Consider the following 24,613-nt stretch of genomic DNA (forward strand, 5'->3'; position numbering starts at 1 on the left):
CCTATTCCATGGTGCCGGTGGTGCGGGTGCTGTATTTCCTGTTTGCTCTCACCATGACCGCCAAGACCCTCATCACCTTTCGGTTCTGCCATGAGACCGGCCAGGGCCGTATCCGACGCCAGCAGACCAAGGGCGTTTCGCCGCTGCAGATGCTGGCGGAATATCGCCAGCTGATTCCCAGCCTGCTGCGCAGCCCCGGCCTTCTGAAGGCGGTGGCGGTGTCCGTCATCTTTTACATCACCAACATGGTGAACAACACCTTTTTCAGCCTGTATGTGACCCAGCGGCTGGGCCTTTCGGAGAATTTTCTGGCGGTGTTCCCCATCCTGAACGCCGTGGTCATGCTGGTGTTCATGGTGGGCGTGCAGCACCGGCTGCGCTTTTCCCAGTTTCGGCTGCCCCTGTGGATGGGTCTGGCCCTCTACGGGGCGGGCACACTGGTGCTGATCCTGGCGCCGCTGAATGGACTGGGCGCGGTGCTGACCTACGTACTGCTCTGCGCGGTGGGCGCCGCTCTGGTGAACCCCCGCAAGGACGCGTTGCTCCAGCTGAATCTGGATGCCCAGGAGCGGGCCCGGATGAACGCGCTGATCATCGCCTCCACGGTAGCCCTCTCCTGCCCCTTCGGCTATTTTGCGGGCTGGCTTTCCAGCCTGGACCGCCGCCTGCCCTTTGCGTTCAGCATGGTGCTGTTTGCTGTGGCTGCGCTGGTGGTAAGCCGGGTGCGGGAGCCCGGCCCCGGCGGGCAGACCGAATAAGATTTTTAAAAGCAAAAAAGCTGTTCCCTTTTCATCCGGGAACAGCTTTTTGTTTGCCCGGAGCAATGGCTGCGGCCAGCTCCTTCACCGAGGGGAACAGATACCGGGGCGAATGGGCAAAGGCCGCCGCATCCTGCAGGGTGGCCTCGCCGCTCAGTACCAGGGCGGTATCCACCCCGGCATGCACGCCGCACAGGATGTCGGTATACAGCCGGTCACCTACCACGAGCGTCTGTTCCGGAGTGCAGCCGGTGAGTGCCAGGGCATATTCCACCATGGCAGGCTCCGGCTTGCCGATGAAGCGGGGGCGCTTGCCGGTGGCGGTCTCGATCATGTTGCAGATGGCCCCACAGTCCGGCAGGTAACCAAACTCCACCGGGCAGACCAGATCCGGGTTGGTGGCGATGTATTCCGGCTCGCCCTCGGTGAGCAGACGGCATACATCCTTGATCTTGTCGTAGTTGAGCTGGTTGTCGTAGGACACCAGCACACAGTCAATGCCACTCTGCAGGCTGGTGGTGATGCGCAGGCCGTTTTCGCGGCATTCCTGCAAAAAAGAATCGGTGGCGAGACCGTAGATCAGCCTATCCGAGCAGTGTTTTTTCAGGTACTGAATGGTGGCATAAGCAGCGGTAATGTACTGGTCCGGGCCGGTCTCCACCCCCAGCCGCCGAAAAAAGCGGATGTAATCCCGGGTACCGCGGGTGGCGTTGTTGGTGATGAAGATGAATTGCCCGCCACTTTGACGAATGGTCTCCAGAAAGGCTTTGGCACCGTCGATCAGGCCCTCACCCTTGCAGATGGTGCCGTCGATGTCCAGCAAAAAGAGTTTTTTCTGACGCAGCTGTTTCACCGTCGGCTTACTCCTTTTCTTCCAGTTCCGCCCGCACCTGCAGCGCCAGGGCGGGATCGTTGGTGATCACCGCATCCACTCCGCGCTCCATCAGCAGGCGCATATCCTCCGGGCGGTTCACGGTCCACACCCGCACAGCCAGGCCGCTCTGCAGGTAATCGGTGAGGAAATCTGCCATCTTCACGTGCCACAGAGCCGGATGCAGGCCCTTCACACCCCGGCGGGCGGCGTATTTTTCCACCTCGAAGATCACATCACTGAAAAGATACGCGGTCTCGGCGGTGGGGTCCAGGCGGCGGACCTCCTCGATGCTGTAATGGTTGAAGGAGGAGTAGACCACCCGGTCCTGCATGCCCAGCTCCTTCACCAGCTCCAGAGTCTTTTTCTCGATGCCCTCGTACCACAAAATGCCGGTCTTCAGCTCGATGTTCACCTGCATATCGCCGGGGCGCACCAGCTCCAGCACCTGGCGCAGGGTGGGGATACGGGCCGCCTCAAAGCCTTCCATGTGATTGTCTGCCCGCAGAGCCTGCAGCTGGGCCAGGGTATGCTCCTTCACCAGGCCTGTGCCGTTTGTGGTGCGCTCCAGAGTCTCGTCGTGGATGACCACCAGCTCACCGTCCGCGCTCAGGTGTACATCCAGCTCGATGCCCTCGGCCCCCTGCTCCATGGCCAGACAAAAGGCCTCCAGCGTATTTTCGGGGGCGTACTGGCTTGCGCCCCGGTGGGCGAATACTTTGCTCTGTTTCATGGTTTTTTCTCCTTTGTTGTCTGCAATCAAGCCGAAAGACCGGGAAAAGATGAGTCTTTTCCCGGTCGTGCTTCCGGCGATGGGAAGATCAGCCGTTGATCAGGTTGTAGGTTTCGATGGTCTCGTTCATCTGGTCGGCAATGGACTGCACCGCCTCCTCGGGGGTCTGGCCACCGCTGAGCATCTCCTCGATCTCGGTCTCCACAATCTGGCGGGACTCGGGGAATACGCTCAACAGAGCGCCCGCGTACTGGGGAGCGGAGTCATGCAGCTGGTCGATGGCGGTCTGGAACTGGGGATACTGCTCCATGTTCTGCTTGTAGGTATCCTGCTCGGCGGCAGCGGTGGTCACCGGGAAGTAGCCGGTCTGAGCATTCCAGTAAGCCTGGGACTCGGGAGAGATCAAAAACTCGATGAAGCGCCAGGTGGCAGCAGCCTTGGTTTCATCGTTGTTGTTCAGCGCCCACAGGGAGCCGCCGCCGATGGACACGCCGCCCTCGTCGCTGTCATTTACCTTGGGGAAGTAGGCGGTGCCCACCTCAAAGGAATCGCCGCTGTCCTGCAGGACCTGCTTCAGGGAAGCGGTGCTGCCGAACATCATGGCAGCCTTGCCGGAGGTGAAGTCGGTGGTGGCGGTGTCGCTGCCGGAACGGCCCACGTTGGGAGCAACGCCCGCATCGTACAGCTGCTTCCAGCCGTTCAGAATGTTCAGCGCGCCGCCGTTGGAATCGAACACCACACTGGTGGCAGCCGCGTCACGGCCGTTGCCGTTGTCCACCAGGTCCAGGCCCTGCTTGCTCATGAACTGCTCGAACCACCAGCCGTACACACTGATGGCAATGGGCTCGGTGCAGCCGGCGGCCTTCAGCTTTTCGCCGGCCTCGGCGATCTCGGAGAAGCTGGTGGGAACCTGCTCAATGCCTGCAGCCTCGAACATGTCCTTGTTGTAGTACAGCAGAGGGGTGGAGGAGTTGAAGGGCATAGAGTACAGGCCGTCGCCGGTGGTGTAGTAGGCGGCGATGTTGGGCTCGATCTGGGAGATATCGTAGCCAGAGGCATCGATCATTTCCTGCATGGGAATGACCCAGCCGGAGTCGATCATGAATCGAGTGCCGATGTCGTAGATCTGAACCAGATCCGCACCCATGTTGCCGATCTGGGCGCTCTTGAGCTTGTTGATGGCGTCGTCGTAGCTGCCCTGGTACACGGCCTCCACGGTGATGCCGTACTCATTTTCGGAGTTGAACTTATCCACCAGATAGGTCATGGCCTCGCCGTTCACGCCGCCCATGGAATGCCAGAAGGTGATCTTGGTTCCATTGGTGTCCACATTGGCAAAGTTCTCGCTGATCAGGCCGGAGCTCTGAGCCTCGGTCTGCACGGCGGTGTTCTCAGCGGTGCCGCCCGCCGCGGCAGAGCTGCCGGACGCGCCCGCGCCACAGCCGGCCAGGGTGGTCATTGCCATTGCGGCGGCCAGAACGCCCGCCAGGATCTTCTTTTTCTGCATTTCTTTTCTCTCCTCAAATACTTATTATACTTCGTTGTTTATCCTTTTTCTATTTACAAACGGCGTATTTTCGCCGGTTGCAGCGTTTATTTAACCCTTCACCGCGCCGGAGAACATCCCCCGGATCAGCTGCTTCTGCCCCACCACGAAGATGATCATGCTGGGGATGATCACCGACACCACACCGGCCATCATCAGGGTAATGGACTGGGCATCGGTGTTGTCCAGCATACTGATACCGATCTGCACGGTGCGCATCTCCTGGGAGCCGGTGACCAGCAGGGGCCACATGTACATGTTCCAGGCGTTGATGAAGGTGTAAACCGACATGGCGCCGATGGCAGACTTGGTGAGCGGCAGCAGGATGCGCACGACGAAGCGCAGGTTGCCGCAGCCGTCCAGCTTGGCGGACTCATACAGCGAGATGGGGAAGGTCATATAGAACTGACGGAACAGGAAAATCCCCATGGCGGAGGTGAGCGAGGGCAGAATCAGCACCAGGTAGGTGTCCAGAATCCCCAGCTGGCTCACGGTCAGGTAATTGGAGATGATGGTGGCCTCGCCGGGCACCATCATGGTGGCCATCACCAGCATGAACAGCACATTCTTGCCCTTGAAGTTCAAAAACGAGAAGGCAAAGGCCGCCAGCGAGCAGGTGAGAATCTGACCCAGGGTGATGCACCCGGCCACCAGGAAGGAGTTCAGGATAAAGCGCAGCAGGGGCACCTGCGCCCAAGCGCGCAGATAGTTTTCCAGCGTGGGAGCGCTAGGGATCAGGTTCATATCCATGGTGAACAGCTCGCTGCCGGTCATCAGAGAAACACTGACCGCATACAGCAGCGGAAAGAGAATGAACAGGGCTACCACCACATTCAGCGCAACCAGCACGCCGGTCTTAATGCGGCGGCGGCGCAGGGCGGCAGCGCTCATGCGGCGGTGCAGGGCCGCCAGCTGCTCTTCGGTATACTGGCCCCGGCGCAGCACGCCGTTCAGAGGGGCCTTTTGATTCACAGGCATATCCATTTAATACTTGACTCCCTTCTTTTCCACCTTGAACATAACCAGGGTCAGCGCCATGATGATGAGGAACAAAATGACGGACTGGGCAGCCGCGCTGCCGAACTTGTAGTTGAAGAAGGCGTCGCGGTAGATGGAGTAAACAATCAGGTTGGTGGACTCGCCGGGGCCGCCCTGAGTCAGGATCTTCACCTGGCCGAAGGACTGGAAGGCCTGGATGATGTTGACCACCAAGGTATAGAAGATGATGGGGCTCAGGCCCGGCAGGGTGAGCCGGAAGAACTTCTGAACGCCGCTGGCGCCGTCCACCGAGGCGCGCTCATAGATGGATTCGTCGATGTTGCCCAGCCCCGCGGAGAAGTACAGGAAGTTGATGCCGCTGTTCAGCCAGGCAGTGAGCACCGCCACGCAGATGAGGGCGTAGCGGGGGTCGCTGATCCAGTTGATGTCCAGACCGGTGAGCTTGTTGAACACGCCGATGGTGGGGTTCAGAATCACCTTGAAAATCATGGCCGCGCCGCTGGAGGCAATGGCCATGGGCAGCGCATAGGCGGTGCTGAAGGCCCGAATGCCCGGGAAGGTCTTGCTGCACAGCACAGCAGTGGCAAGGCCCAGCAGCATGCTGCCGAACACCACAATCACCACAAAGATCAGGGTAACCAGGATGCTGTTGTAAAAGCTTTCGGAGGTGAGCAGGTCGCTGTAGTTTTTCAGCCCCACAAAAATCTTTGCCTTGCCCAGCTTATCGGTGAGGAACAGGCTCAGATAAATGGTCTTGAAAAAGGGGTAAAACAGGAACATGCCGAACACTGCAAAGCAGGGGATCAGGTAACAATAGGGGCTCACCTCGGCGAGCCGTTGACGTAACTGGTTCATTCGCAATCGCTCCACTGATAAAAAAGATTTTGTTCGGTCTCACCATCGAAAAAGTGAGCCTTTTCCATATCCACCCACAGGGAGGCCGCATCGCCTGCGCGTGCGCCGGTGCGTTCCTTTACCCGGGCGGCAAACTCACCGTCGGCGGTTTCCAGATGCAGGATGGTCTCGTGACCCAGGCCCTCACAGGCGGTGAGGCGGCCGTCCATCCGGCCCAGCACCCGATTTACTGCCTGCGTGGGCAGAATGTCCTCGGGGCGGATACCCAACACCACCTCGCGGCCCTTACAGCGGGGCCACAGGCCTGCCGCCTGGTCAAAGGTCAGGGGCAGGCACAGCCCGTTCCGGCTGCGGAACACAATGTTCTGCTCCCCTTCCTCCACGGTGCCGCGGACAAAGTTCATGGCCGGAGAGCCGATGAAGCCCGCCACAAACAGGTTGGTGGGGCGGCTGTACAACTCCGCCGGGCTTGCCACCTGCTGGATGCGTCCCTCCTTCATCACTACAATGCGGTCCGCCAGTGTCATGGCCTCGGTCTGGTCATGGGTTACATAAATCATGGTGGCGCCCAGCTTCTGATGCAGCGCCGCCAGCTCCACCCGCATGTGGGCCCGCAGCTTCGCATCCAGATTGGACAGCGGCTCGTCCATCAAAAAAGCCCGGGGCTCACGCATGATGGCGCTGCCGATGGCCACACGCTGCTTCTGACCGCCGGACAGCTGGCCCGGACGGCGGTTCAAAAGGTGCTTGATGTCCAGCATTTCGGCGGCCTTGTCCACCCGCCGGGCAATCTGGTCCTTGGGCACCTTGCGCACCGACAGCGAAAAGGCCATGTTGTCGTACACGCTCATCTGCGGATACAGTGCGTAGTTCTGGAACACCATGGACAGATCCCGCTCACCGGGCTCGGCGTAATTGCACAACTCGTCGCCTATCCACAGTTCGCCTTCGCTGATCTCCTCCAGCCCGGCAATCATGCGCAGGGTGGTGGACTTGCCGCAGCCGGAAGGGCCCACAAATACGATGAACTCGCCATCGTGGATGTGCAGCGAGAAATCGCTCACCGCCCGCTGGCCCTTGTCGTATATTTTGCTGATATTCTTCAAAACGATTTCTGCCATAAAGCTTTTCTCTTCCCCCTTGTCTTTCGCCGGGCGCCCGCACTTTCGGGGGGCCACACTGCCCGGTACACTGGGTATGATAACGGATTTTTCCGTCCTCTTCCGCCGCTTTCCGGTAAATCGTTTGTAAAAAGCAAGAAAAGCAAATTCGCCCAAAATCTTCCAAAACTTACCGGAAATTCTGCCAGCCAAATGCCGCAAAAACAAGGCCCCGGCAGCGCAGAGGGGGAAATCTGCGCCGCCGGGGCAAGGAAAGAGGAGAATGGATCGGTTTTGTTAAATTCTGTTAAGTGTTTGCAAGATTTTGCTCAGGTTTATCGGGTAACTTCCGCCCGGGCCATGGCCTGACGGTAATCCCGGTGATCGGTGAAGATCTCGTTCTTGTAGGGATTCTTCTTCTGCTCCACCGACCGCTTGATGATGATGGCCAGCACGATCACGTTGGCCGCCAGCGCCAGAATGGCGATCACGCCCTGCATGGTGGGATTGGCAGTGGCGGGCCGCACGGAGGCATCCATCACACCGTCGGAATAGAGCACCGGCAGGGTGCTGAACACGCTGTAATCCTGGAAGGCCGGGAACACCTGGGCGAACATGCACCACAAAGCCAGGGTGTTGGCGCGGTTCTGAATCCAGCCGCCCTTGTTCCACAGCGCGTTGGCGAAGGTGGGGGCCAGCAGCAGAGCCAGACCACAATACCAGGCATGGGTGGGCAGGTTGTTGTAGGTGTACTCAAAGTTCCACAGGTCGTAGGCGATGATGAAGTAGATGGTCATATCCGGCCAGAGCATGTCGTCGTGCTTCTTGGAAGAGTAGATGCCCCACCAGCCGGTCATGCACAGGATGTTCAAAATGCCCGCGATGCCGTTGACCCAGTTCCACCAGCCGCCGTACAGCCACACGTTTTCGCTGGACAGCCACCAGCGGTCACCGGTGGCGGCCAGGGCCATGGCGCCCCGGATGCCGGACTCGAAATCGCTGCACACAGCGATCAGGATGTTGATGGCCACGATGGCGAAGGGGAACACCCGGAACCAGGGCTGCTTGCCGATGCCCCACTTATACTTGATCATCATAAAGCCGATGCATCCGGCGGTGGCGGCGTAAAGCTTGGCGTAATGGAACCAGCTGTTCATGTGGACATATGTGGGATTATTCAACGCCCACTCGGCTCCCATGGCCGCGCCCACATAGATGGACACGAAATACACGGTGAGCGCCGCGGGCAGAATCAAAAAGAAAAACACCCCTCCCTGTTTGGTGCGACGGGAAAGCTCGTTCAGCACCACCAGGCCCGCAAAGACCAGCAGCCAGCCCAACAGCTGGAAGCCGGCGTTTTCTCCATAAATCTGGAACAACATGATAAATTTCCTCCTTTGCCGGCACGTTTTTGTGCCGGCTTTTTCCAATTGGCTTGATCAGGCCCGGCCGCAAACCGGGCCCGGTGTCTCCCCCGGTCCTTTGGGTTCGGGGGGGATGTCGGTTTCTTCGGGCACCTCGATCTCCTTGATGAGCATCTCGCTGCCCTGCAAAAGGTGGGTATGCTCGGAGCCGCAGGCCGGGCAGGTCTTGCCGTGGGCCACGGTGGGATAGATCTCGCCGCAGCTCTCGCACAGGGTCTGGGCAGGAATGGTCTCCACCCGCAGCTGCGCGCCTTTCAGCAGCTGGGAACGGTCCGCCGCCCAGCGCCAGCAATCCTGCAGGTAGTGCTCCACCACACCGGACACCTCGCCCAGCTGGAGCGTCACCGCGCTGACCCGTTTCACCCGGTTTTTGCGGCCTACCTCTTCCACGCCGCGGATGATGTGGAACACAATGCCCAGTTCATGCATGGCTCATTTCTCCTTCTTGCCGAAGCGGATCTTCATCTCCCGCTTGAGCATATAGGGCAGGATGGCCTTGAACTTGTCCTCACTGCGCACCATGTTGCTGCAATCGGGCAGCTCGCGGGAAAGGTGGATGGCGTCGAACTCGCACTTGGTGGTGCAGATGCCGCAGCCGATGCACTTGTTGGGGTCCACCACCGAAGCGCCGCAGCCAAGGCAGCGGGCGGTCTCGGTCTTCACCTGCTCCTCGGTGAAGGTGCCATGGGCATCCCGGAAGGAGCGGGTGTGATCGATGCGGCCGTCCATAGCCGGGTACTGGCGGGCAGCAGTGTCGTAGCCGGTGAGAACCGCGTTGTCCTTGTCCAGCTCAATGAACTGGCGGCGGTCCCGGCCGATGGTCATGCTGGTGTTGGGCTGCACGAACCGGTGGATGGACACTGCGCCCTGCTTGCCCGCGGCAATGGCGTCAGCTGGGGCCGGTGTACACATCGCCGCCCACAAACACGTCCGGCTGGGCGGTCTGGTAGGTCAGCGGGTCCGCCTGGGCTCGACCGCCGCCACCCAGCTGCACGGTGCTGCCGGTAAGCAGTCCGCCCCACTGGATGCTCTGGCCGATGCTCATAAACACCCGGTCACAGGGCACGGTCATGGTGTCGTTCTCGTCGTAGACCGGAGCGAAGCGGCCGTTTGCGTCGGTGACCGACACGCAGCGCTTGAACTCCACACCGGTGACCTTGCCGTTTTCCTCCAGGATGCGGCTGGGGCCCCATCCGCAGTGGATGTTCGCGCCCTCCTGACGGGCCTCGGCGATCTCCTCGGGGGAGGCGGGCATCTGATTTTCCTGCTCCAGACAGTACATGGCCACTTCCTCCGCGCCGCAGCGCAGGCAGGAGCGGGCCACGTCGATGGCCACGTTGCCGCCGCCGATCACCACCGCCCGGCCCTTGACCGAGGTGGTTTCGTCTTCGCTGACCCGATGGAGGAATTTCACCGCCGTGGTCACGCCCTCGGCGTTTTCGCCGGGAATGCCTGCCAGCCGGCCGCCCTGGCAGCCGATGGCCAGATAGAAGGCCTTGTAGCCCTGGGCACGCAGCTCATCCAGGGTCACATCACGGCCCACTTCCACATTGCAGCGGATCTCCACGCCCATCTGGCGCAGTACCTCGATCTCCGCGTCCACAACATCCTTCTCCAGCTTGTAGGAGGGGATGCCATAGACCAGCATGCCGCCGGGGCGGGCGTTTTTCTCAAACACGGTGGGCTTGTAGCCCTTCTTCGCCAGGAAGAAGGCACAGGACAGGCCCGCCGGGCCCGCGCCCACGATGGCGATTTTGTCGTCGAAGCCGCCCCGGTTGGAGGGGGGCTGGATGGGCGGCACATAACGGGTGGACGCGTCCAGATCCTTCTGGGCGATGAACTTCTTCACCTCATCGATGGCCACCGCCTGGTCGATCTTGCCGCGGGTGCAGGCGTCCTCACAGCGGCGGTTGCACACCCGGCCGCACACCGCCGGGAAGGGGTTCTCCTGCTTGATGAGGGCCAGCGCCTCGGTGTAGCGGCCCTGGGCTGCCATTTTCAGGTAGCCCTGCACCGCGATGTGGGCCGGGCAGGCAGTCTTGCAGGGGGCGGTGCCGGTGTCGTGGCAGTTGGTGCGGTTGGTGTCCCGGTAGTTGATGTCCCACTTTTCCGGGCCCCATTTCACCCGGTCCGGCAGCTCCTGACGAGGGTATTCCACCGGGCCGTCCTTGGTGCAGAGCTTCTGGCCCAGACGCACCGCGCCCGCCGGGCAGTATTCCACGCAGCGGCCGCAGGCCACACAATTTTCGGTGGTCACATTGGCCACGTAGGCCGAGCGGCTCATGTTGGGGGTGTTGAACAGCTGGCTGGTACGCAGGGCATTACAGATGTTCACGTTACAATTGCAGATGGCGAAGATCTTGTTCTCGCCGTCGATGTTGGTGATCTGGTGCACGAAGCCGTTGTCCTCGGCGCGCTTCAGGATGCGCAGCACCTCATCCCGGTCCACATAGTGGCCCTTGTTGGTCTCCACCAGGTAGTCCGCCATGTCGCCCACACCGATGCACCAGTCCTCCGGATCGTCGCCGCATCCCTCGCCCAGCTTGGCGCGGGACATCCGGCAGGAGCAGGGACTGGCGGCATATTTGCCGTCGTACTTATCCAGCCAGTGGGAGATGTGCTCGATGCCCACCGAGCGGTTCTCGGTCTGGATGGCCTGTTCCACCGGGATCACATGCATGCCGATGCCCGCACCGCCGGGGGGCACCATGGCGGTGATGTGCTCCAGCGGCAGGAAGGTCATACGCTCGAAAAAGGCGGTGACCTCCGGGTGCTCGTCGATCTGCTGCTGTTTCATGTTGAAGAACTCGGCGCTGCCGGGCACGAACATGGGCAGCACATACTGCTTCTCCCGCCGCTCGTTTTCCCAGTTGTATTCCAGCAAGCCCACGTTGCTCATTTCCTGCAGCAGGGGCTCCAGCTCCTGGGCGGGTTTACCGGTGACCTTGACCAGCTGGGGCAGGGTCATGGGCTTGCGCACCTTCATTTTCAGGGCCACATCCGCCATCTCGTCGGTGACGATGCCCGCAAGGCCCCAGTATTCCGGGTCCTCGGCGGTGAGCGGGCGCAGCTTGGCGGGTACACGGTCGGTGATCTTCTGGCCCAGCTTTAAAATCTTCTCCCGGGGCTTTTCGTCCTTCGGAATGGAAAAGGGCAGCTTTTCTTCGTCCAGGGGAAAATGGGTCTGACTCATATCCTTATTGTCCTTTCCTTCGTCTCTCAGCTCTTCCAATCATTCACCTGGGTGCGCAGCCAATCGGCCCAGGCCTCGATGCCTTCGCCGGTTTTGGCACAGATGGGAATGACCTCCGCATTCGGATTGCGCATGCGGAGGTACTCTTTGCACTTTTCCAGGTCAAAGTCGAAATAGGGCATCACATCGGTCTTGTTGATGAGCACCACATCACACACCGAAAACATCAGCGGGTATTTCAGGGGCTTGTCGTGGCCTTCCGGCACCGACAGGATCATGGCGTTCTTCACCGCGCCGGTATCGAACTCCGCCGGGCAGACCAGATTGCCCACGTTTTCCAGGATGGCCAGGTCCACATCTTCGGTACCCAGCGCCTCCAGACCCTGACGAGTCATGTCCGCGTCCAGATGGCACATACCGCCGGTGTGCAGCTGGATGGCCTTCACGCCGGTGGCGGCCATCGCCTTGGCATCCACATCCGAATCAATGTCCGCCTCCATCACGCCGATGCGCAGCTGGCCCTCCAGAGCCTTCACCGTCTGCTTCAGGGTGGTGGTTTTGCCCGCGCCGGGCGAGGACATCAGGTTCAGAAGAAATACGCCCTTCTCCTTCAGCTCCCCGCGCAGATTGCGGGCCTGTTCGTCGTTGGATGCAAACACGCTCTGCTTGATCTCGATCACTTTTACCTTGCTGGTGGTATCCGCCATGGGTCCCCCTCCTTGTTTTCCGGGCGGGTCTTGTGGCCCAACCAGAGCCACATTTCTCCTCTCTTCCCCGCCTTTTAGCTGTTAATAGCTTAACATTCCCATTGTAAGCCGTCAATCAAATCCCGATTTTTCAGAGAACAGCCCAAATGAAGGGCTTTTCCTTAAGCGAATTGCATGGTAAAATAAGCCTGTGGTATGTGGTATAGCCACAACAAAAGCCGAGGTGATTTGCATGCCATTTGAAAAACTGAATTCTCCCAGTCTGAAACAATTGTTCGTGCGCCAGCTGCAAGGCATGATCCTTTCCGGCGAATTGCCCATGGGCAGCCAGCTTCCCTCGGAGCGGGAGCTGGCCCGGCAGATGCAGGTAAGCCGGGCGGTGGTGAACGGCGGTCTGACCGAGCTGGCCCAGCAGGGTTTTCTGGAGGTGCGCCCCCGGCAGGGCACCTGTGTGGCGGACTACCGCCGCAAGGGCAACCTTTCCACCCTGATCGCCATCATGGAATACCGGGACGGCGTGCTGGGCAAGGACGAGATCCGCTCGCTGCTGGAGGTACGCCAGGCGCTGGAGCATCTGGCGGTGACCTCCGCCATCCGCTATGCGTCGGACCAGGCGCTGGACAGTCTGGGGGAGCATCTGGCCCACATGGCCCAGGCAGAGGACATCGCCCAGGCCGCCGAGGCGGCGTTCCAGTTCCAGCACGAGCTGGCGCTGGTGGGCGGCAACAGCATCGTGCCGCTGATCTACTATTCCTTCAAGGCCCCAGTCATCACCCTCTGGATGCGCTTTTGCCGGCTGTACGGCATCGAGGCGCTGCTGCGCAACACCGAGCGCCTGTACGACTGCATCCGTGCCCGGGACGAGCAGGCCGCAGCGGAATGGATCGACCGGTATCTGGGTCAGGCCATCCGGGGCAGCCAGCAGATCTACAGCGAGCGGTGAGTCCCTTTTCCGTTCCGTACCGGACAGCATACAAAAAGAGTGCGCAGCCCCCAAGCTGAGAGGCAGCGCACTCTTTTTGTATACTCTTATAAAATGAAACCGGACGGCTCACTTTTCGGCCCGCATGGCCAGAATTTTGTCCACGATGCAGCCGGCCACCTGGGCCTTGTCCATCTGGGGCTGGGGCTCGGCGCCCTCTTTGGTGATGAAGGTGATCACATTGGTGCCCGCGCCGAAGCCCGCGCCCTCTACCTTCACGTTGTTGCCCACCACCAGATCCAGATTCTTTGCCTCCAGCTTTTTGCGGGCGTTCTCCTCCAGGTTCTGGGTCTCCATGGCAAAGCCGCACAAAAACTGCCCGGCGGGCTTTTCTTCGCCCAGGCTGCGCAGGATGTCCTGAGTCCGCTCCAGCGGGATCGCCCAGCCGCCCTCCGCCTTCTTGATCTTCTCGGTGGCCACGGTGGCGGGGCGGTAGTCGGCCACGGCGGCGGCCTTGATGATGATGTCCTGCCCGGCGGCGCGGCTGGTCACGGCCTCATACATCTCCTGAGCGCTCACCACCGGCACCACCTCCACGAAGGTGGGCGGAGTCAGGGCGGTGCGGCCGGTGACCAGGGTGACCTGAGCGCCCCGCAGCATGCAGTTGCGGGCCAGCTGATAGCCCATGGTACCGGTGGAATGGTTGGTGATGTAACGCACCGGGTCGATGGCCTCCTGAGTGGGCCCGGCGGTGACCAGCACCTTCAGGCCCTGCATATCCTTTTCCAGGGCCAGGTCCCGCAGGATGTACTGGAGCATCACCTCCGGCTCCACCATCTTGCCCATACCGCTGGCGCCGCAGGCCAGATGGCCGCTCACCGGCTGGATCAGCTCCATGCCGTAATGCTCCAGCTTTTTCAGATTATCCTGCACGATGGGGTTTTCATACATCTGGGTGTTCATGGCCGGGGCCACCAGCTTTTTGCACTTGCAGGCCAGCAGAGTGGTGGTGAGCATATCGTCAGCCAGACCGTTGGCCAGCTTGCCGATCACGTTGGCAGTGGCAGGAGCCACCAGGGCGATGTCCGCCTGCTTGGCCACCGACACATGCTCCACATTAAATTCAAAGTTCCGGTCAAAGGTATCCACCAGGCATTTGTGGCCGGTGAGGGTCTCGAAAGTGATGGGGTTGATGAAGTTTGTGGCGTTTTGGGTCATCAGCACCTGAACGTCCGCGTGCTGCTTGACCAGAAGGCTGGCCATGGTGGCCATTTTATATGGCGCGATGCCGCCGGTGACCGCCAGCACCACATGTTTTCCCTTGAGCATGTTGCCGTTTCTCCTTTTTGCCCGGCCACGGGAGGCCGGTTTTCTCTGCCTTTTATTATAACACAAAAACGCCCCGACGAAAGGCGTTCATCCAAAGCCGCTGCCGTGCAAAAAAATTCCATTCTTTTCTTGGGCAACACCGCACAATTCACGCCGTACGGCTCAGGCGGCGTATCACGCCAAAATTTTCTGTGCTTTTTGGTTCATATCACAAAAATTTTTCGGGCGCGCTTCACCACCTGAAATTATGCAGTATCGCCCTTGTTTTGCGCCGGGTTTGGTGCTATACTGAACAGCGTATTGTATCCCGATTTCGGGAATAATAACAAGGAGGACAATTGAATATGTACAAAAACGGAACTGCGAACAACTCCCGCGGGCTGGTTCAGCTTGCCCTTTTTTCGGCCATCATCATCGCAATGGCCATGGTGCCCTTTCTGGGCTACATCCCGCTTGGCTTCATGCGGGCGACGATTATCCACATCCCGGTAATTCTGGGCTCGGTGCTTCTGGGGCCCCGCAAGGGCGCAGTACTGGGCGGCGTGTTCGGTCTCACCAGCCTGGTGAACAACACCGTGGCCCCCAACGTGACCTCGTTTGTGTTCACCCCCTTCTACAGCCTGGGCGATGTGCACGGCAGCTGGGCCAGTCTGGTGATCGTTCTGGTGCCCCGCATTCTGGTTGGCGTGCTTCCGTATTTTGTATTTAAAGGTCTGAAGCGGCTGCTGGGCTCTGCCCCCGGCAAACTCACCGTGAGCCTGGGCGCTGCCGGGTTTGTGGGCTCCATGACCAATACCCTGCTGGTGATGAACCTGATCTTCGTGTTCTTCGGCGAAAGCTACGGCGCAGCCAAGGGCATTGCGGCGGACGCGGTTTATCCCTTCATCCTGTCCATCATCGGGCTGCAGGGTGTTCCGGAGGCCATTGTGGCCACCATCATCGTAGCTCTGGTGGGCCGCCCCTTGCTGCGCTTTGCCAGCAGCAAGACCTAATCATCCATACATCAAACGAGGAGTTTTGACATATGATCCTTGCACTGGACATCGGCAACACCAACATCGTGATCGGCTACCTGGAATCCGAGGAGAACATCGTGTTTGTGGAACGGCTCTCCACCGATCCGGGCAAGACCTCGCTGGAATACGCCATCAGCATCAAAAATGTGCTGGAGCTTTATAACGTGGACATGAACACGCTGGAGGGTGTGATCATCTCGTCGGTGGTGCCGCCCATCACCAACCTGATCTGCCAGGCGGTGCGCACTGTCACCGGCCACGAGGCCATGGTGGTTGGCCCCGGCGTGAAGAACGGGCTGCACATCAAGATGGACAACCCCGCCCAGCTGGGCAGTGACCGTGTGGTTTGCGCCGTGGCAGGCATCCGGGATTACCCGGTGCCTCTGGTGATCGTGGATCTGGGCACCGCCACCACCGTGGAGGTGCTGGATGCGGAGAAGAGCTACATCGGCGGCATGATTTTGCCGGGCGTGAACGCCTCGCTGGAGGCACTGGTGCGCCACACCTCCCAGCTGCCCAAAATCAGCCTGGATTCTCCCCGCCGCCTGATCGGCAAGAATACCATCGAGTGCATGAAGAGCGGCATCATCCACGGCAACGCCGCCTGTCTGGACGGTCTGATCGACCGCATCCAGGAGGAACTGGGCGAGCCGGTGACCGTGGTTGCCACCGGCGGTCTGGCCAATGTGATTGTGCCCCACTGCCGCCACAAGATCATCATCGATGATGCACTGCTTTTGAAGGGCCTGCTGCTCATTTACCAGAAAAATCAGCAGAAGTAATTTTGCAAACGGAAAACGCCCGGGGCTCTGGCCTCGGGCGTTTTATCTATATAAACCGCCGCCCGTCTGCTTGACCGGACCGGCAGCGGATTGTTTTTTGTCTGCCCTTTTACTAGGTTGAGAGCAGTGAACCTTACGCTTTGTATTGTACCGGCCAATTTTTAACTGCCGCTGAATAAACCGTGTGACGGCTGTGAAAGATCGGCTCGCTTTATGAAGATGCTGTGATATTGTGCTTTTATGGCGTACAAAAAGGCCCGCCTCGGGGAAATCTCCGAAGCGGGCCTTCTGCATTTATCGTTCGGCCGGCTCAGTCCAGCACCACCGCAGTGCCGGACACATTCACCATCAGCATGCCGTTGTTGCTGCCCAGCACCTCGTAATCCACGCGCACGCCGACCACTGCGTCCGCGCCCAGATGGGCCGCACGGGTACCCATCTCCTCCAGGGCCTGAATGCGGGCGTTTTTCAGTTCCTCCTCATACCCGGAGCTGCGCCCGCCGAATATGTTTCGCAGCCCGGCACCGATATCCTGAAAGATATCCACACCGGAGATGACCTCGCCGAATACGATGCCCTTGTATTCCCGAATGGAACGCCCCTCCACCGAGGGGGTAGTGGTAATGATCATCAACAACATCTCCTTTTCCGGCACAGGTCAATGCCCGTTTTTCTCATTATAGCATCCACCTGTTCAAAAGACAATGGCAGCGAACAAAAAGCGCTTTGCATTGCAGGGCAGAATGTGCTACAATCGAATGCGGTTTCGCCCGGACCCGGTGTGGACCACATGATAACTTACCATCAAAGAAGGCGTTTTTCATGGAAACTTCCCGACGGGATGCCCGGTTTGATAATTTGAAAGGCATTCTGATTTTTCTGGTGGTGTTCGGCCACCTGCTGGAACTGGTGGGCGGCCCTGCCGCCGCCTGGCTGTACCGGCTGATCTATTCCTTCCACATGCCCGCGTTCGTGTTCTGCTCCGGCTGGTTTGCCCGGTTCGACGCAGCCCGCTTTTTCCGGCGGCTGCTCTACCCGTACCTGGTGTACCAAACGCTGTACCTTCTGTTTGACCGGCTGGTGCTGCACGGCGACGCTCCACTGCAATACACCACCCCCTACTGGCTGCTGTGGTACCTGTTTTCGATGATGCTCTGGACCCTGCTTTTGCCTCTGATCGACGGGGCAAAAAGCCCGAAGGCCGCCCTTCTGGCCTGCCTGGCCGCCGCGCTGGCCTCCGGATTTGATCCCTCCATCGGTTACAGCATGAGCCTTTCCCGCACGCTGGTGCTGCTGCCCTTCTTCGCCGCCGGGCATCTGGCCGCGGGCGGTGGGCTGCGCGGCCTGTTGCCCCAGCTTCCCCGGCGCGGGGTGATTGCCGCGCTCTCCGGCTGGATTGCCCTTGCAGGCACACTGCTCTGGCTGCGGCGCGGCGTGGTGCGCAGCGTGTGGTTTTATGCCAGCCGCTCCTATGAGGGCGCGCACTATGACCCGGAGCTGCGAGTTCTGCTGCTGGCCACCAGCGCCGCCTGGATCGCCCTGCTTTTGCTCATCGTTCCAAAACAGCCGCTGCCTTTGGTTGCGGCCCTTGGGCAGTACACCCTTCCGGTGTTCCTTGTGCACGGCTTTTTCGTGCGCAGCCTGCGGCTGCTGCGCCCGTCCCTGCCGCCGCTGGCGGGCATTGGACTGGCCATTCTGGTGGCTCTGCTGCTCTGTGCGGTGCTGGGCAACCGGTTCACCGCTGCCCTGCTGCGGCCCACCTTCTGCGCGCCGCAGCTGAGCCGCCCTGTTCCGGGGCTGCAAAAAAATGTGGCAAAGCGCCCTGCCCGCTGAATTTTCTCCCCGCATCCACCGGACGCGGGGCTTTTTTGCGCCCGAAAGCCGTTGTCTTTCTCCACCGTCGTGGTATAATATAACCAGTCATTTCCGGGCAGTTTGCCCGGGAGCATTCCGCAAACAAAGGAGTTACAAGCCCATGCGTTCCCTTCCCGCCGACTGCGATGCGCTGCTCACCTGCATTCAGGAGGAAAACGGCATCGCCCTGCTGCGCTGCCAGACCAGCGCCCCCCAGCTGCTTTTGCCCGACGAGCTGGACGGCCTGCCCATCACCCGTCTGGGGGATTACGCCTTCAGCGCCCGGGAGCCCCGGCAGCTGCCTGAAGGGGCGTTTCAGCTTCTGCTGACCAGCGGCGGCGGGCAAATCCCCACCCACGACGCGGCGGCCCTGCGGCTGGTGCGCCTGCCCCAAAAGGCCCTTTCTCTGGGCAACTACGCCTTTTACGGCTGCACCGGGCTGGAGGCACTGGAAATTGGCGGCAGTTTGCAGAGCGTGGGAACCGACGCTTTTATGAACTGCTTTTCCCTGCGGCGGGTGACCCTGGCCTGCCCGGCGGAGGAATGCCGCTGCCTGCGCAGCCTGCTGCAGGAATATTCCGGCGAGCTGGAGCTGCGTTTTTCCCCTGCCGCCGGGCCGGAGTGCCGCCTCTTCTTCCCCGCTTACGACGAGGACTATGAGGAGATGGCAGCCCCCCATATTTTTCATTACAACATCCGGGGCGTGGGTTACCTGTGCCGCCAAAGCTTTGACGGTCACCGGTTCCGCTACGACCAGTACGACGCCTCGCTGGACCTTTTGCTGCGCACCCACGAGTTTTCACTGGCGGTGCGCATGGCACTGGACCGGCTGCGCTTTCCGGTGCAGCTGAGCGAGACCGCCCGCGCCGCGTATCTGACCTGTCTTTCCCGGCACACAGCCCAGCTGCTGGAGCTGGTTCTGGCCGAAGCGGACACCGCGCCCCTGGCCTTTGTGCTGGGGCTGGACCTTCTGGACCGGCAGGCACTGGCCGAGGGCTGTGAGCTGGCCCGAGCCGCCCGCCGCACCGAGGCACTGGGCCTGCTGCTGGAATACCAGAACCGACGCTTCGGCGCGCCCCGGGCCCGATCCTTTGACCTGTGAGGCACCCTATGATGCAACAAGAACAACGACACGACCCCTGGCCGGAGCTTGGCCAGAAGATTCTGATCGCGGCCCGCAGCGAGCTGTATCTGAACCTTCCCTTTCTGGATGCGGCGCTGTGCAGCCTGCCGCTGAGCACCCGCGAATCCACCCAGAGCCTTGCCACCGACGGCACCGCGCTTTATTACAACGGGGCTTATTTAGCCCAGCGGTATGAGCGGGCCCGCAGTCTGGTCTGCCGAGCCTACCTGCACAGCCTGTTGCACTGCATGCTGCGTCACCCGCCCAAAAAGGCCGGGCGGGACGGCGAGCTGTGGGATCTGGCCTGCGACATCGCGGTGGAGTCCATTCTGGATGCCCTGCCCCAGCGCTGCCTGGTTCCTGCCGTGCCCCGGCCCCGCCGGGCGCACTGGTACGGTCTTTTGCAGGCCGAGATGAAGGTGATCACCGCCGAGGCCGTTTACCGGTACTTCCGCCGCCACCCGCTGGAGGATATGGACAGGGCCACCCTGGCTCGGGAGTTTCTGGAGGACGATCACCGGCTGTGGGAGCGGGCACAGAACGACGAGCAGGAGCAGAACGCCTCCAGCCAGTGGCAGAACATCGCCGAGCGCATCCAGACCCAGCTGGAGACCATGTACACCGAGGCGGGCGCGGGCGGCGACGCAGTGCTGGAGCGGCTTCGGGTGGAAAACCGCCCCACCGCCAACTACAAGACCTTCCTGCACCGGTTCGCGGTGCTGGGCGAGGAAATGAGCGTGGATGTGGATTCCTTCGACTACGGCTACTACACCTACGGCCTGCGCCGCTACGGCAACATTCCTCTGATCGAGCCGCTGGAGACCCGTGAGGCCCGGCGCATCGAGGATCTGGTCATCGCCATCGACACCTCCATGTCCACCTCCGGTGCACTGGTGCGCAGCTTCCTTTCCTATACTTACGCCATTTTAAAGAACACCGAGAGCTTTTTCCGCCGCTTTCAGCTGCGCATCCTGCAATGCGACGACCAGCTGCGGGCGGACAAAACCATCACCAGCGCCCAGGAGCTGGCGGATTACATGGAGCATTTTGAGCTGATCGGCCAGAGTGCCACCGACTTCCGCCCGGTGTTCGAGCATGTGAACAAGCTGCGAGAGGAGGGAGCCTTCCGCCACCTGAAGGGAATTCTATATTTCACCGACGGCCTGGGCGTCTACCCCGCCAGGCGCCCGCCCTACGACGCAGTGTTTGTGATGCTGGCAGGCCAGGGCAACCCGGAACGGGTGCCGCCCTGGGGCATCCGCCTGCTGATCGACGAGGACGAGCTGACTGAGTCCGCATCCCAGCCCATACAAGGAGCATAACGCCATGAACATCAAACGAGCCAAACAAGAAATCATCAACACGGTGCGCGCCTACCTGGCCAAGGACGAATTCGGCGCCTACCGCATTCCGGCCGTGCGCCAGCGGCCCATTCTGCTGATGGGCCCTCCGGGCATCGGCAAGACCCAGATCATGGAGCAGATCGCCAATGAACTGGACATCGACCTGGTGGCCTACACCATCACCCACCACACCCGCCAGAGCGCGCTGGGCCTGCCCTTCATCGAGCACCGCAGCTTCGGCGGCAGAGAATACGCCGTGACCGAGTACACCATGAGTGAGATTCTTGCGGCGGTCTGGCAGGCCATGGAGCGCAGCGGCCGCAAGGAGGGCATTCTGTTTCTGGACGAGGTGAACTGCATCTCGGAGACGCTGGCCCCCATGATGCTGCAATTTTTGCAGTGCAAGACCTTCGGCAACCAGCGGCTGCCGGAGGGCTGGATCATCGCCGCCGCGGGCAACCCGCCGGAGTACAACAAGTCGGTACGGGAGTTCGATGTGGTGACGCTGGACCGGGTCAAGCGCATCGACGTGAAGGAGGACTACGCCGCCTGGAAGGAGTACGCCCTGCGCCGGGGCATCCATGGAGCCATTCTCTCCTATCTGGACATCCGCAAGGACCACTTCTATAAGGTGGAGGCCGGGCCGGAGGGCATGCAGTTCGTCACCGCCCGCGGCTGGGAGGATCTTTCCGAAATTCTGCACACCTACGAGGCCCTGGGCCTTACCGCCGACCGGGAGGTGGTGGGCCAGTATTTACAGATGCCCGCCATCGCCAAAGACTTCGCCAACTATCTGGAGCTGTATGCCAAGTACCGCCGGGTCTACCGGGTGGAGGAGATTTTGAACGGCAACTGGGAGGCCCTGCGGGCCCGGGAGCTGGCCGCCGCCCCCTTTGACGAAAAGCTCAGCGTACTGGGTCTGGTGCTTTCCCGCCTGAATGAGAGCGCCCGCGCCGCCTGGCAGCTGGATCAGCTGGCGGGCCTTCTGCACGAGAGCCTGCTGCGGGTGAAGGCCGCGCTGGGCCAGACCCCCGCCGCCCAGATCCTGACCGCCGAGCTGGCGGGGCTGGACCGGCAGATCGCCGCCAAAAAGGAAGCAGGCAGCGCCGACCGGCAGGGCATGCAGCTGCTGAACCAGGCCGCCCGCACCCTGGAGGGCTACCTGCACACGCTGGAGCTGGAGGCCCCCGCCGAGCCCTTCGACCGGCTCAAAGAGCTATTCTCCGAAACCCTCGAGCAGCGGGCCGCTGCCACCGATGAGACCGGCAGCTATCTGGCCAACGCCTTTGCTTTCCTGGATGAGAGCCTGCCCGGCAGCCAGGAGCTGGTGATCTTCGCCACCGAGCTGACCGCCGGCTTCTATACCTCCTGGTACATCGAGACCTTCGGCTGCGAGGCCTACTTTGCCCACAACAAGGACCTGCTTTTCGCGGACACTGAGAACGCCCTGCTGGGCGAGATCGCCGCCGCCCGGGCCGCCCAGAATGGAACGGCCGGCGAAGAATTAACGCTGTAAAATCGCATAAAAAGGCCGCTGCCCTTTCTCCTTTTGCGGGAAGGCAGCGGCCTTGATTTTTTAAGAAGAAACGCCTGTTACGCCGCCTGCTGCTCCAGCTGGCAGATGTGGTTCATCTCCCGGCGAATCAAAATGGTGGTGGTCACAAAAGCAACGCCGTCTGCGATGGGGCCCGCAAACAGAATGCCGTCGATTCCCATGAACAGGGGCAGGATCAGGATCAGCGGCACCAGGAAGAAAACCTGACGGGTGAGCGACAGGATCACGCCTTTGATGGGCTTGCCGATGGCCGCGAAGAAGTTGGAGGAGATGAGCTGCACACCGTTTACCAGTACCATGAACAGGAAGATGCGCATGAAACGCACTGCAAACTCGAAGTACAGCGCATCGCCGGTACCGAAAATGGAGATGATCTGCCGCGGGAACACCTGGAACAGGATAAATCCGATGGCAGACACCACCAGGTTACAGCTGATGGCCAGCTTGTAAATACCCCGCACCCGGGCGTACTGCTTTGCGCCGTAGTTGAAGCCCACAATGGGCTGAGACCCCTGCGAAATGCCGATGATGATGGACAGCAGAATTGCGTTGGTCTTGATCACGATGCCGCAGGCTGCCAGCGGGATGGAGCTGCCGTATTCCGACTGCGCACCATAGAAGGTGAGCGAATTATTCAGCACGATCTGCACAAAGGTAATGGCCACCTGGTTCAGGCTGTTGCTCATCCCCAGGCTGGCGATCTGGGCCCACTCCCGCAGCCGGTAGCCGAAGTGATGGGGCTGCAGATGAATGTGGCGGAAGCACCGGGCATAGTTGATGGCCATCAGGAAGGAAAGCAGCTGGCCGATCACCGTAGCCCAGGCCGCGCCTGCCACGCCCATCTGGAACACGAAAATAAAGATGGGGTCCAAAATGGTGTTGGTGATGGCGCCCACCAGCATACAGGTCATGGAATACTTGGGGCTGCCGTCCGCACGGGCCAGATTGCTCATGGCGTTGGTCACAATCAGCAGCGGCATGCCCAGAGCGGTGATGCGGGTGTAGCTTTCCGCATAAGGCATGATCTCCGCGTTGGCACCGAATGCCTTCAGCATGGGGTGCAGGAACAGCTGGACAATCACCAGATACGCAATGCCCAACGTGAACATCATGGTAATGGCGGTACCCACCGCCTTTTCCGCGTTTTCCTTATGCCCGGCCCCCAGCTCCAGTGAGAAGCGGGAGGCACTGCCGATGCCGATCAGCAGCGCAATGGACAAACAGATGGTGGTGAGCGGGTAGGCCACGTTGGTGGCCGCGTTGCCCAGATAACCCACGCCCTGACCAATGAAGATCTGGTCCACAATATTATAAAGCGAGCTCACCAGCATGGCGATCACGCTGGGGATCGCATAACCCCGCAGCAGCTTGGGCAGCGGTTCATAGCCCAGGGGATTGGCCCCCTGCTCCGATTTCATTGTCATATAGACTCACTCCTCCCTTTCCCGGTTCATTGCTTCCAGCTCCAGCCGGTTCTGTTCCACCGCGGCTTCGCCCACCTTCTCCAGCAAACGCATGAACTGGACTCGCTCCTCCTCGGTAAGACCACTGGTAATGCGCTGGTTCCAGTCGTCACAGATGCTGCGAATCGGTTGGTAGGCCGCCCTTGCCTTTTCGGTGGGGTACAAACAGCAGGTACGCTTGTCCTTTTCGTTGGGCCGCCGTTCCAGATAGCCCATCTTCTCCAGTGCCGCCACCGAGCGGGTGATGTTGCTGGGGTTGATGTAGAACAGGGTGTTGAACTTGTCCTGGGTGATGCCCGGCACCTCGCAGATGCGCAGAACATACATGTGCTGGCTACTGTTCAGTCCGAAGGGGGCAAGCATTCGGTCCAGATGGATCTTGTTGTACCGGTCGGTGACCGAGATCCATTTGATAAGCTTCATGGCGCTCTTTCGCTCCTTTTATCTGATTTTCTCAAACAATATTATACAAAAATTCATTTGCGCGCGCAAGCTTTTTGCCCACCTGTATTTGAATTCCACCGCTTCGCACGGTTTTCCCCACCAGGTTTGGATATTTTTGTGCATATCGTTTTCACAAAAGCTGCTGCCATGCTGGATTCCGGCGCGCCGATATGATACAATAAAGCCCAGTATCCCCGGCCCTTCGGCCGGAAAGTGAGGTCAATCATGCGTCAAAACAACTCCCCCCGCCACAAGAACGGGGGCTTCAGTTCTTCCATTGGTTTCGTGATCGCCTGCGTGGGCTCCGCGGTGGGCCTGGGCAACATCTGGATGTTCCCCTATCGGGTGGGCCAGTACGGCGGCGCCGCCTTTCTGATTCCCTATCTGCTGTTCACCTTCCTGTTCGGCTGGGTGGGTCTTTCCGCTGAGTTCGGCGTGGGCCGTCTGGCCCGCACCGGCACCATCGGCGCCTATGAATACTGCTTCGGTTCCCGGGGCAAAAAGATGGTCGGCTCTGTCCTCAGCTGGATTCCCCTGCTGGGTTCGCTGGGCATCGCCATCGGCTATGCGGTCATTCTGGGCTGGGTGCTGCGCAG

General features: G+C 60.4%; 22 protein-coding genes and 2 pseudogenes. 9 read left to right on the top strand and 15 right to left on the bottom strand.

What is annotated here, in order from left to right; translation table 11 throughout:
- A pseudogene (locus tag J7G73_RS08410) lies at window positions 1-758 on the top strand (MFS transporter); the annotation flags it as partial.
- A 31-nt stretch (window positions 759-789) separates the two neighbouring features.
- On the opposite strand, the gene J7G73_RS08415 reads toward J7G73_RS08410, so the two are convergent.
- From J7G73_RS08415 to hypB, 11 genes are all read right to left on the bottom strand, one after another.
- Window positions 790-1,611, bottom strand: coding sequence for an HAD-IIA family hydrolase (locus tag J7G73_RS08415; protein WP_291245929.1), 822 nt, complete (start codon window positions 1,609-1,611; stop codon window positions 790-792).
- A gap of 7 nt (window positions 1,612-1,618) precedes the next feature.
- Window positions 1,619-2,362, bottom strand: a complete 744-nt coding sequence (locus J7G73_RS08420) for a glycerophosphodiester phosphodiesterase (protein ID WP_087295673.1) — start codon at window positions 2,360-2,362, stop codon at window positions 1,619-1,621.
- An 88-nt stretch (window positions 2,363-2,450) separates the two neighbouring features.
- Window positions 2,451-3,869: an ABC transporter substrate-binding protein gene (locus J7G73_RS08425; RefSeq protein ID WP_087295675.1), complete on the bottom strand. Its 1,419-nt coding sequence runs from the start codon at window positions 3,867-3,869 to the stop codon at window positions 2,451-2,453.
- Between the two features lie 90 nt (window positions 3,870-3,959).
- A complete protein-coding gene (locus tag J7G73_RS08430; RefSeq protein ID WP_242962297.1) occupies window positions 3,960-4,799 on the bottom strand; it encodes a carbohydrate ABC transporter permease in 840 nt (279 codons plus the stop codon).
- A 93-nt stretch (window positions 4,800-4,892) separates the two neighbouring features.
- Window positions 4,893-5,762, bottom strand: coding sequence for a carbohydrate ABC transporter permease (locus J7G73_RS08435; RefSeq protein WP_087295677.1), 870 nt, complete (start codon window positions 5,760-5,762; stop codon window positions 4,893-4,895).
- A complete protein-coding gene (locus tag J7G73_RS08440) occupies window positions 5,759-6,883 on the bottom strand; it encodes an ABC transporter ATP-binding protein (protein ID WP_087295679.1) in 1,125 nt (374 codons plus the stop codon). Before J7G73_RS08440 ends, J7G73_RS08435 begins: the two co-directional genes overlap by 4 nt.
- A 314-nt stretch (window positions 6,884-7,197) precedes the next feature.
- Entirely contained in the window at window positions 7,198-8,244 is a 1,047-nt protein-coding gene (locus tag J7G73_RS08445; RefSeq protein WP_087295681.1) for a DUF5692 family protein, read from the bottom strand.
- 57 nt (window positions 8,245-8,301) lie between these two features.
- A complete protein-coding gene (locus J7G73_RS08450; protein ID WP_291245930.1) occupies window positions 8,302-8,715 on the bottom strand; it encodes a hydrogenase maturation nickel metallochaperone HypA in 414 nt (137 codons plus the stop codon).
- 3 nt (window positions 8,716-8,718) lie between these two features.
- The gene (locus J7G73_RS13700) at window positions 8,719-9,198 is read right to left on the bottom strand and encodes a 4Fe-4S binding protein (RefSeq protein WP_367113967.1); all 480 of its coding nucleotides are present in this window, start codon (window positions 9,196-9,198) and stop codon (window positions 8,719-8,721) included.
- The gene (locus J7G73_RS08455; protein WP_367113968.1) at window positions 9,176-11,479 is read right to left on the bottom strand and encodes an FAD-dependent oxidoreductase; all 2,304 of its coding nucleotides are present in this window, start codon (window positions 11,477-11,479) and stop codon (window positions 9,176-9,178) included. The genes J7G73_RS13700 and J7G73_RS08455 overlap by 23 nt, the downstream gene beginning before the upstream one ends.
- A 26-nt stretch (window positions 11,480-11,505) precedes the next feature.
- Window positions 11,506-12,186 carry a hydrogenase nickel incorporation protein HypB gene (gene hypB / locus J7G73_RS08460; RefSeq protein ID WP_087295688.1) on the bottom strand — a complete coding sequence of 227 codons (681 nt, stop codon included), beginning with the start codon at window positions 12,184-12,186 and terminating at the stop codon, window positions 11,506-11,508.
- A 232-nt stretch (window positions 12,187-12,418) separates the two neighbouring features.
- On the opposite strand from hypB, the gene J7G73_RS08465 reads away from it, so the two are divergent.
- Window positions 12,419-13,129: a GntR family transcriptional regulator gene (locus J7G73_RS08465; RefSeq protein ID WP_291245931.1), complete on the top strand. Its 711-nt coding sequence runs from the start codon at window positions 12,419-12,421 to the stop codon at window positions 13,127-13,129.
- Window positions 13,130-13,237: 108 nt separating this feature from the next.
- Here the strand turns inward: J7G73_RS08465 and coaBC are convergent, their stop codons facing one another.
- On the bottom strand, window positions 13,238-14,437 hold the full coding sequence (gene coaBC / locus J7G73_RS08470; protein ID WP_291245932.1) for a bifunctional phosphopantothenoylcysteine decarboxylase/phosphopantothenate--cysteine ligase CoaBC: 1,200 nt from the start codon (window positions 14,435-14,437) through the stop codon (window positions 13,238-13,240).
- Between the two features lie 344 nt (window positions 14,438-14,781).
- On the opposite strand from coaBC, the gene J7G73_RS08475 reads away from it, so the two are divergent.
- Both J7G73_RS08475 and J7G73_RS08480 read left to right on the top strand, forming a co-directional pair.
- On the top strand, window positions 14,782-15,429 hold the full coding sequence (locus J7G73_RS08475) for an ECF transporter S component (RefSeq protein WP_291245933.1): 648 nt from the start codon (window positions 14,782-14,784) through the stop codon (window positions 15,427-15,429).
- A gap of 32 nt (window positions 15,430-15,461) precedes the next feature.
- Complete coding sequence (locus J7G73_RS08480) at window positions 15,462-16,235, top strand: type III pantothenate kinase (protein WP_291245934.1); 774 nt, start codon at window positions 15,462-15,464, stop codon at window positions 16,233-16,235.
- Between the two features lie 310 nt (window positions 16,236-16,545).
- On the opposite strand, the gene J7G73_RS08485 is transcribed toward J7G73_RS08480, so the two are convergent.
- On the bottom strand, window positions 16,546-16,866 hold the full coding sequence (locus J7G73_RS08485) for a heavy metal-binding domain-containing protein (protein WP_087180599.1): 321 nt from the start codon (window positions 16,864-16,866) through the stop codon (window positions 16,546-16,548).
- Window positions 16,867-17,057: 191 nt separating this feature from the next.
- Between J7G73_RS08485 and J7G73_RS08490 the strand changes: the two genes are divergently transcribed.
- The 4 genes from J7G73_RS08490 (at window position 17,058) to J7G73_RS08505 (ending at window position 22,071) form a co-directional block, all read left to right on the top strand.
- Window positions 17,058-18,068 carry an acyltransferase family protein gene (locus J7G73_RS08490; protein ID WP_291245935.1) on the top strand — a complete coding sequence of 337 codons (1,011 nt, stop codon included), beginning with the start codon at window positions 17,058-17,060 and terminating at the stop codon, window positions 18,066-18,068.
- Between the two features lie 142 nt (window positions 18,069-18,210).
- On the top strand, window positions 18,211-19,191 hold the full coding sequence (locus tag J7G73_RS08495) for a leucine-rich repeat protein (RefSeq protein ID WP_291245936.1): 981 nt from the start codon (window positions 18,211-18,213) through the stop codon (window positions 19,189-19,191).
- Window positions 19,192-19,199: 8 nt separating this feature from the next.
- The gene (locus J7G73_RS08500) at window positions 19,200-20,534 is read left to right on the top strand and encodes a VWA-like domain-containing protein (RefSeq protein WP_291245937.1); all 1,335 of its coding nucleotides are present in this window, start codon (window positions 19,200-19,202) and stop codon (window positions 20,532-20,534) included.
- Window positions 20,535-20,538: 4 nt separating this feature from the next.
- Window positions 20,539-22,071 carry an AAA family ATPase gene (locus J7G73_RS08505; protein ID WP_291245938.1) on the top strand — a complete coding sequence of 511 codons (1,533 nt, stop codon included), beginning with the start codon at window positions 20,539-20,541 and terminating at the stop codon, window positions 22,069-22,071.
- 77 nt (window positions 22,072-22,148) lie between these two features.
- On the opposite strand, the gene J7G73_RS08510 is transcribed toward J7G73_RS08505, so the two are convergent.
- Together J7G73_RS08510 and J7G73_RS08515 are read right to left on the bottom strand one after the other, a co-directional pair.
- Window positions 22,149-23,534 carry an MATE family efflux transporter gene (locus tag J7G73_RS08510; RefSeq protein WP_367113969.1) on the bottom strand — a complete coding sequence of 462 codons (1,386 nt, stop codon included), beginning with the start codon at window positions 23,532-23,534 and terminating at the stop codon, window positions 22,149-22,151.
- Window positions 23,535-23,540: 6 nt separating this feature from the next.
- Window positions 23,541-23,996 carry a MarR family winged helix-turn-helix transcriptional regulator gene (locus tag J7G73_RS08515; RefSeq protein ID WP_291245939.1) on the bottom strand — a complete coding sequence of 152 codons (456 nt, stop codon included), beginning with the start codon at window positions 23,994-23,996 and terminating at the stop codon, window positions 23,541-23,543.
- 246 nt (window positions 23,997-24,242) lie between these two features.
- On the opposite strand from J7G73_RS08515, the pseudogene J7G73_RS08520 reads away from it, so the two are divergent.
- Window positions 24,243-24,613 (top strand): annotated as a pseudogene (locus J7G73_RS08520) (sodium-dependent transporter); the annotation flags it as partial.

It is taken from the genome of Allofournierella sp. (assembly GCF_017889395.1).
In the GTDB taxonomy this organism is placed as follows: Bacteria; Bacillota; Clostridia; order Oscillospirales; family Ruminococcaceae; genus Allofournierella.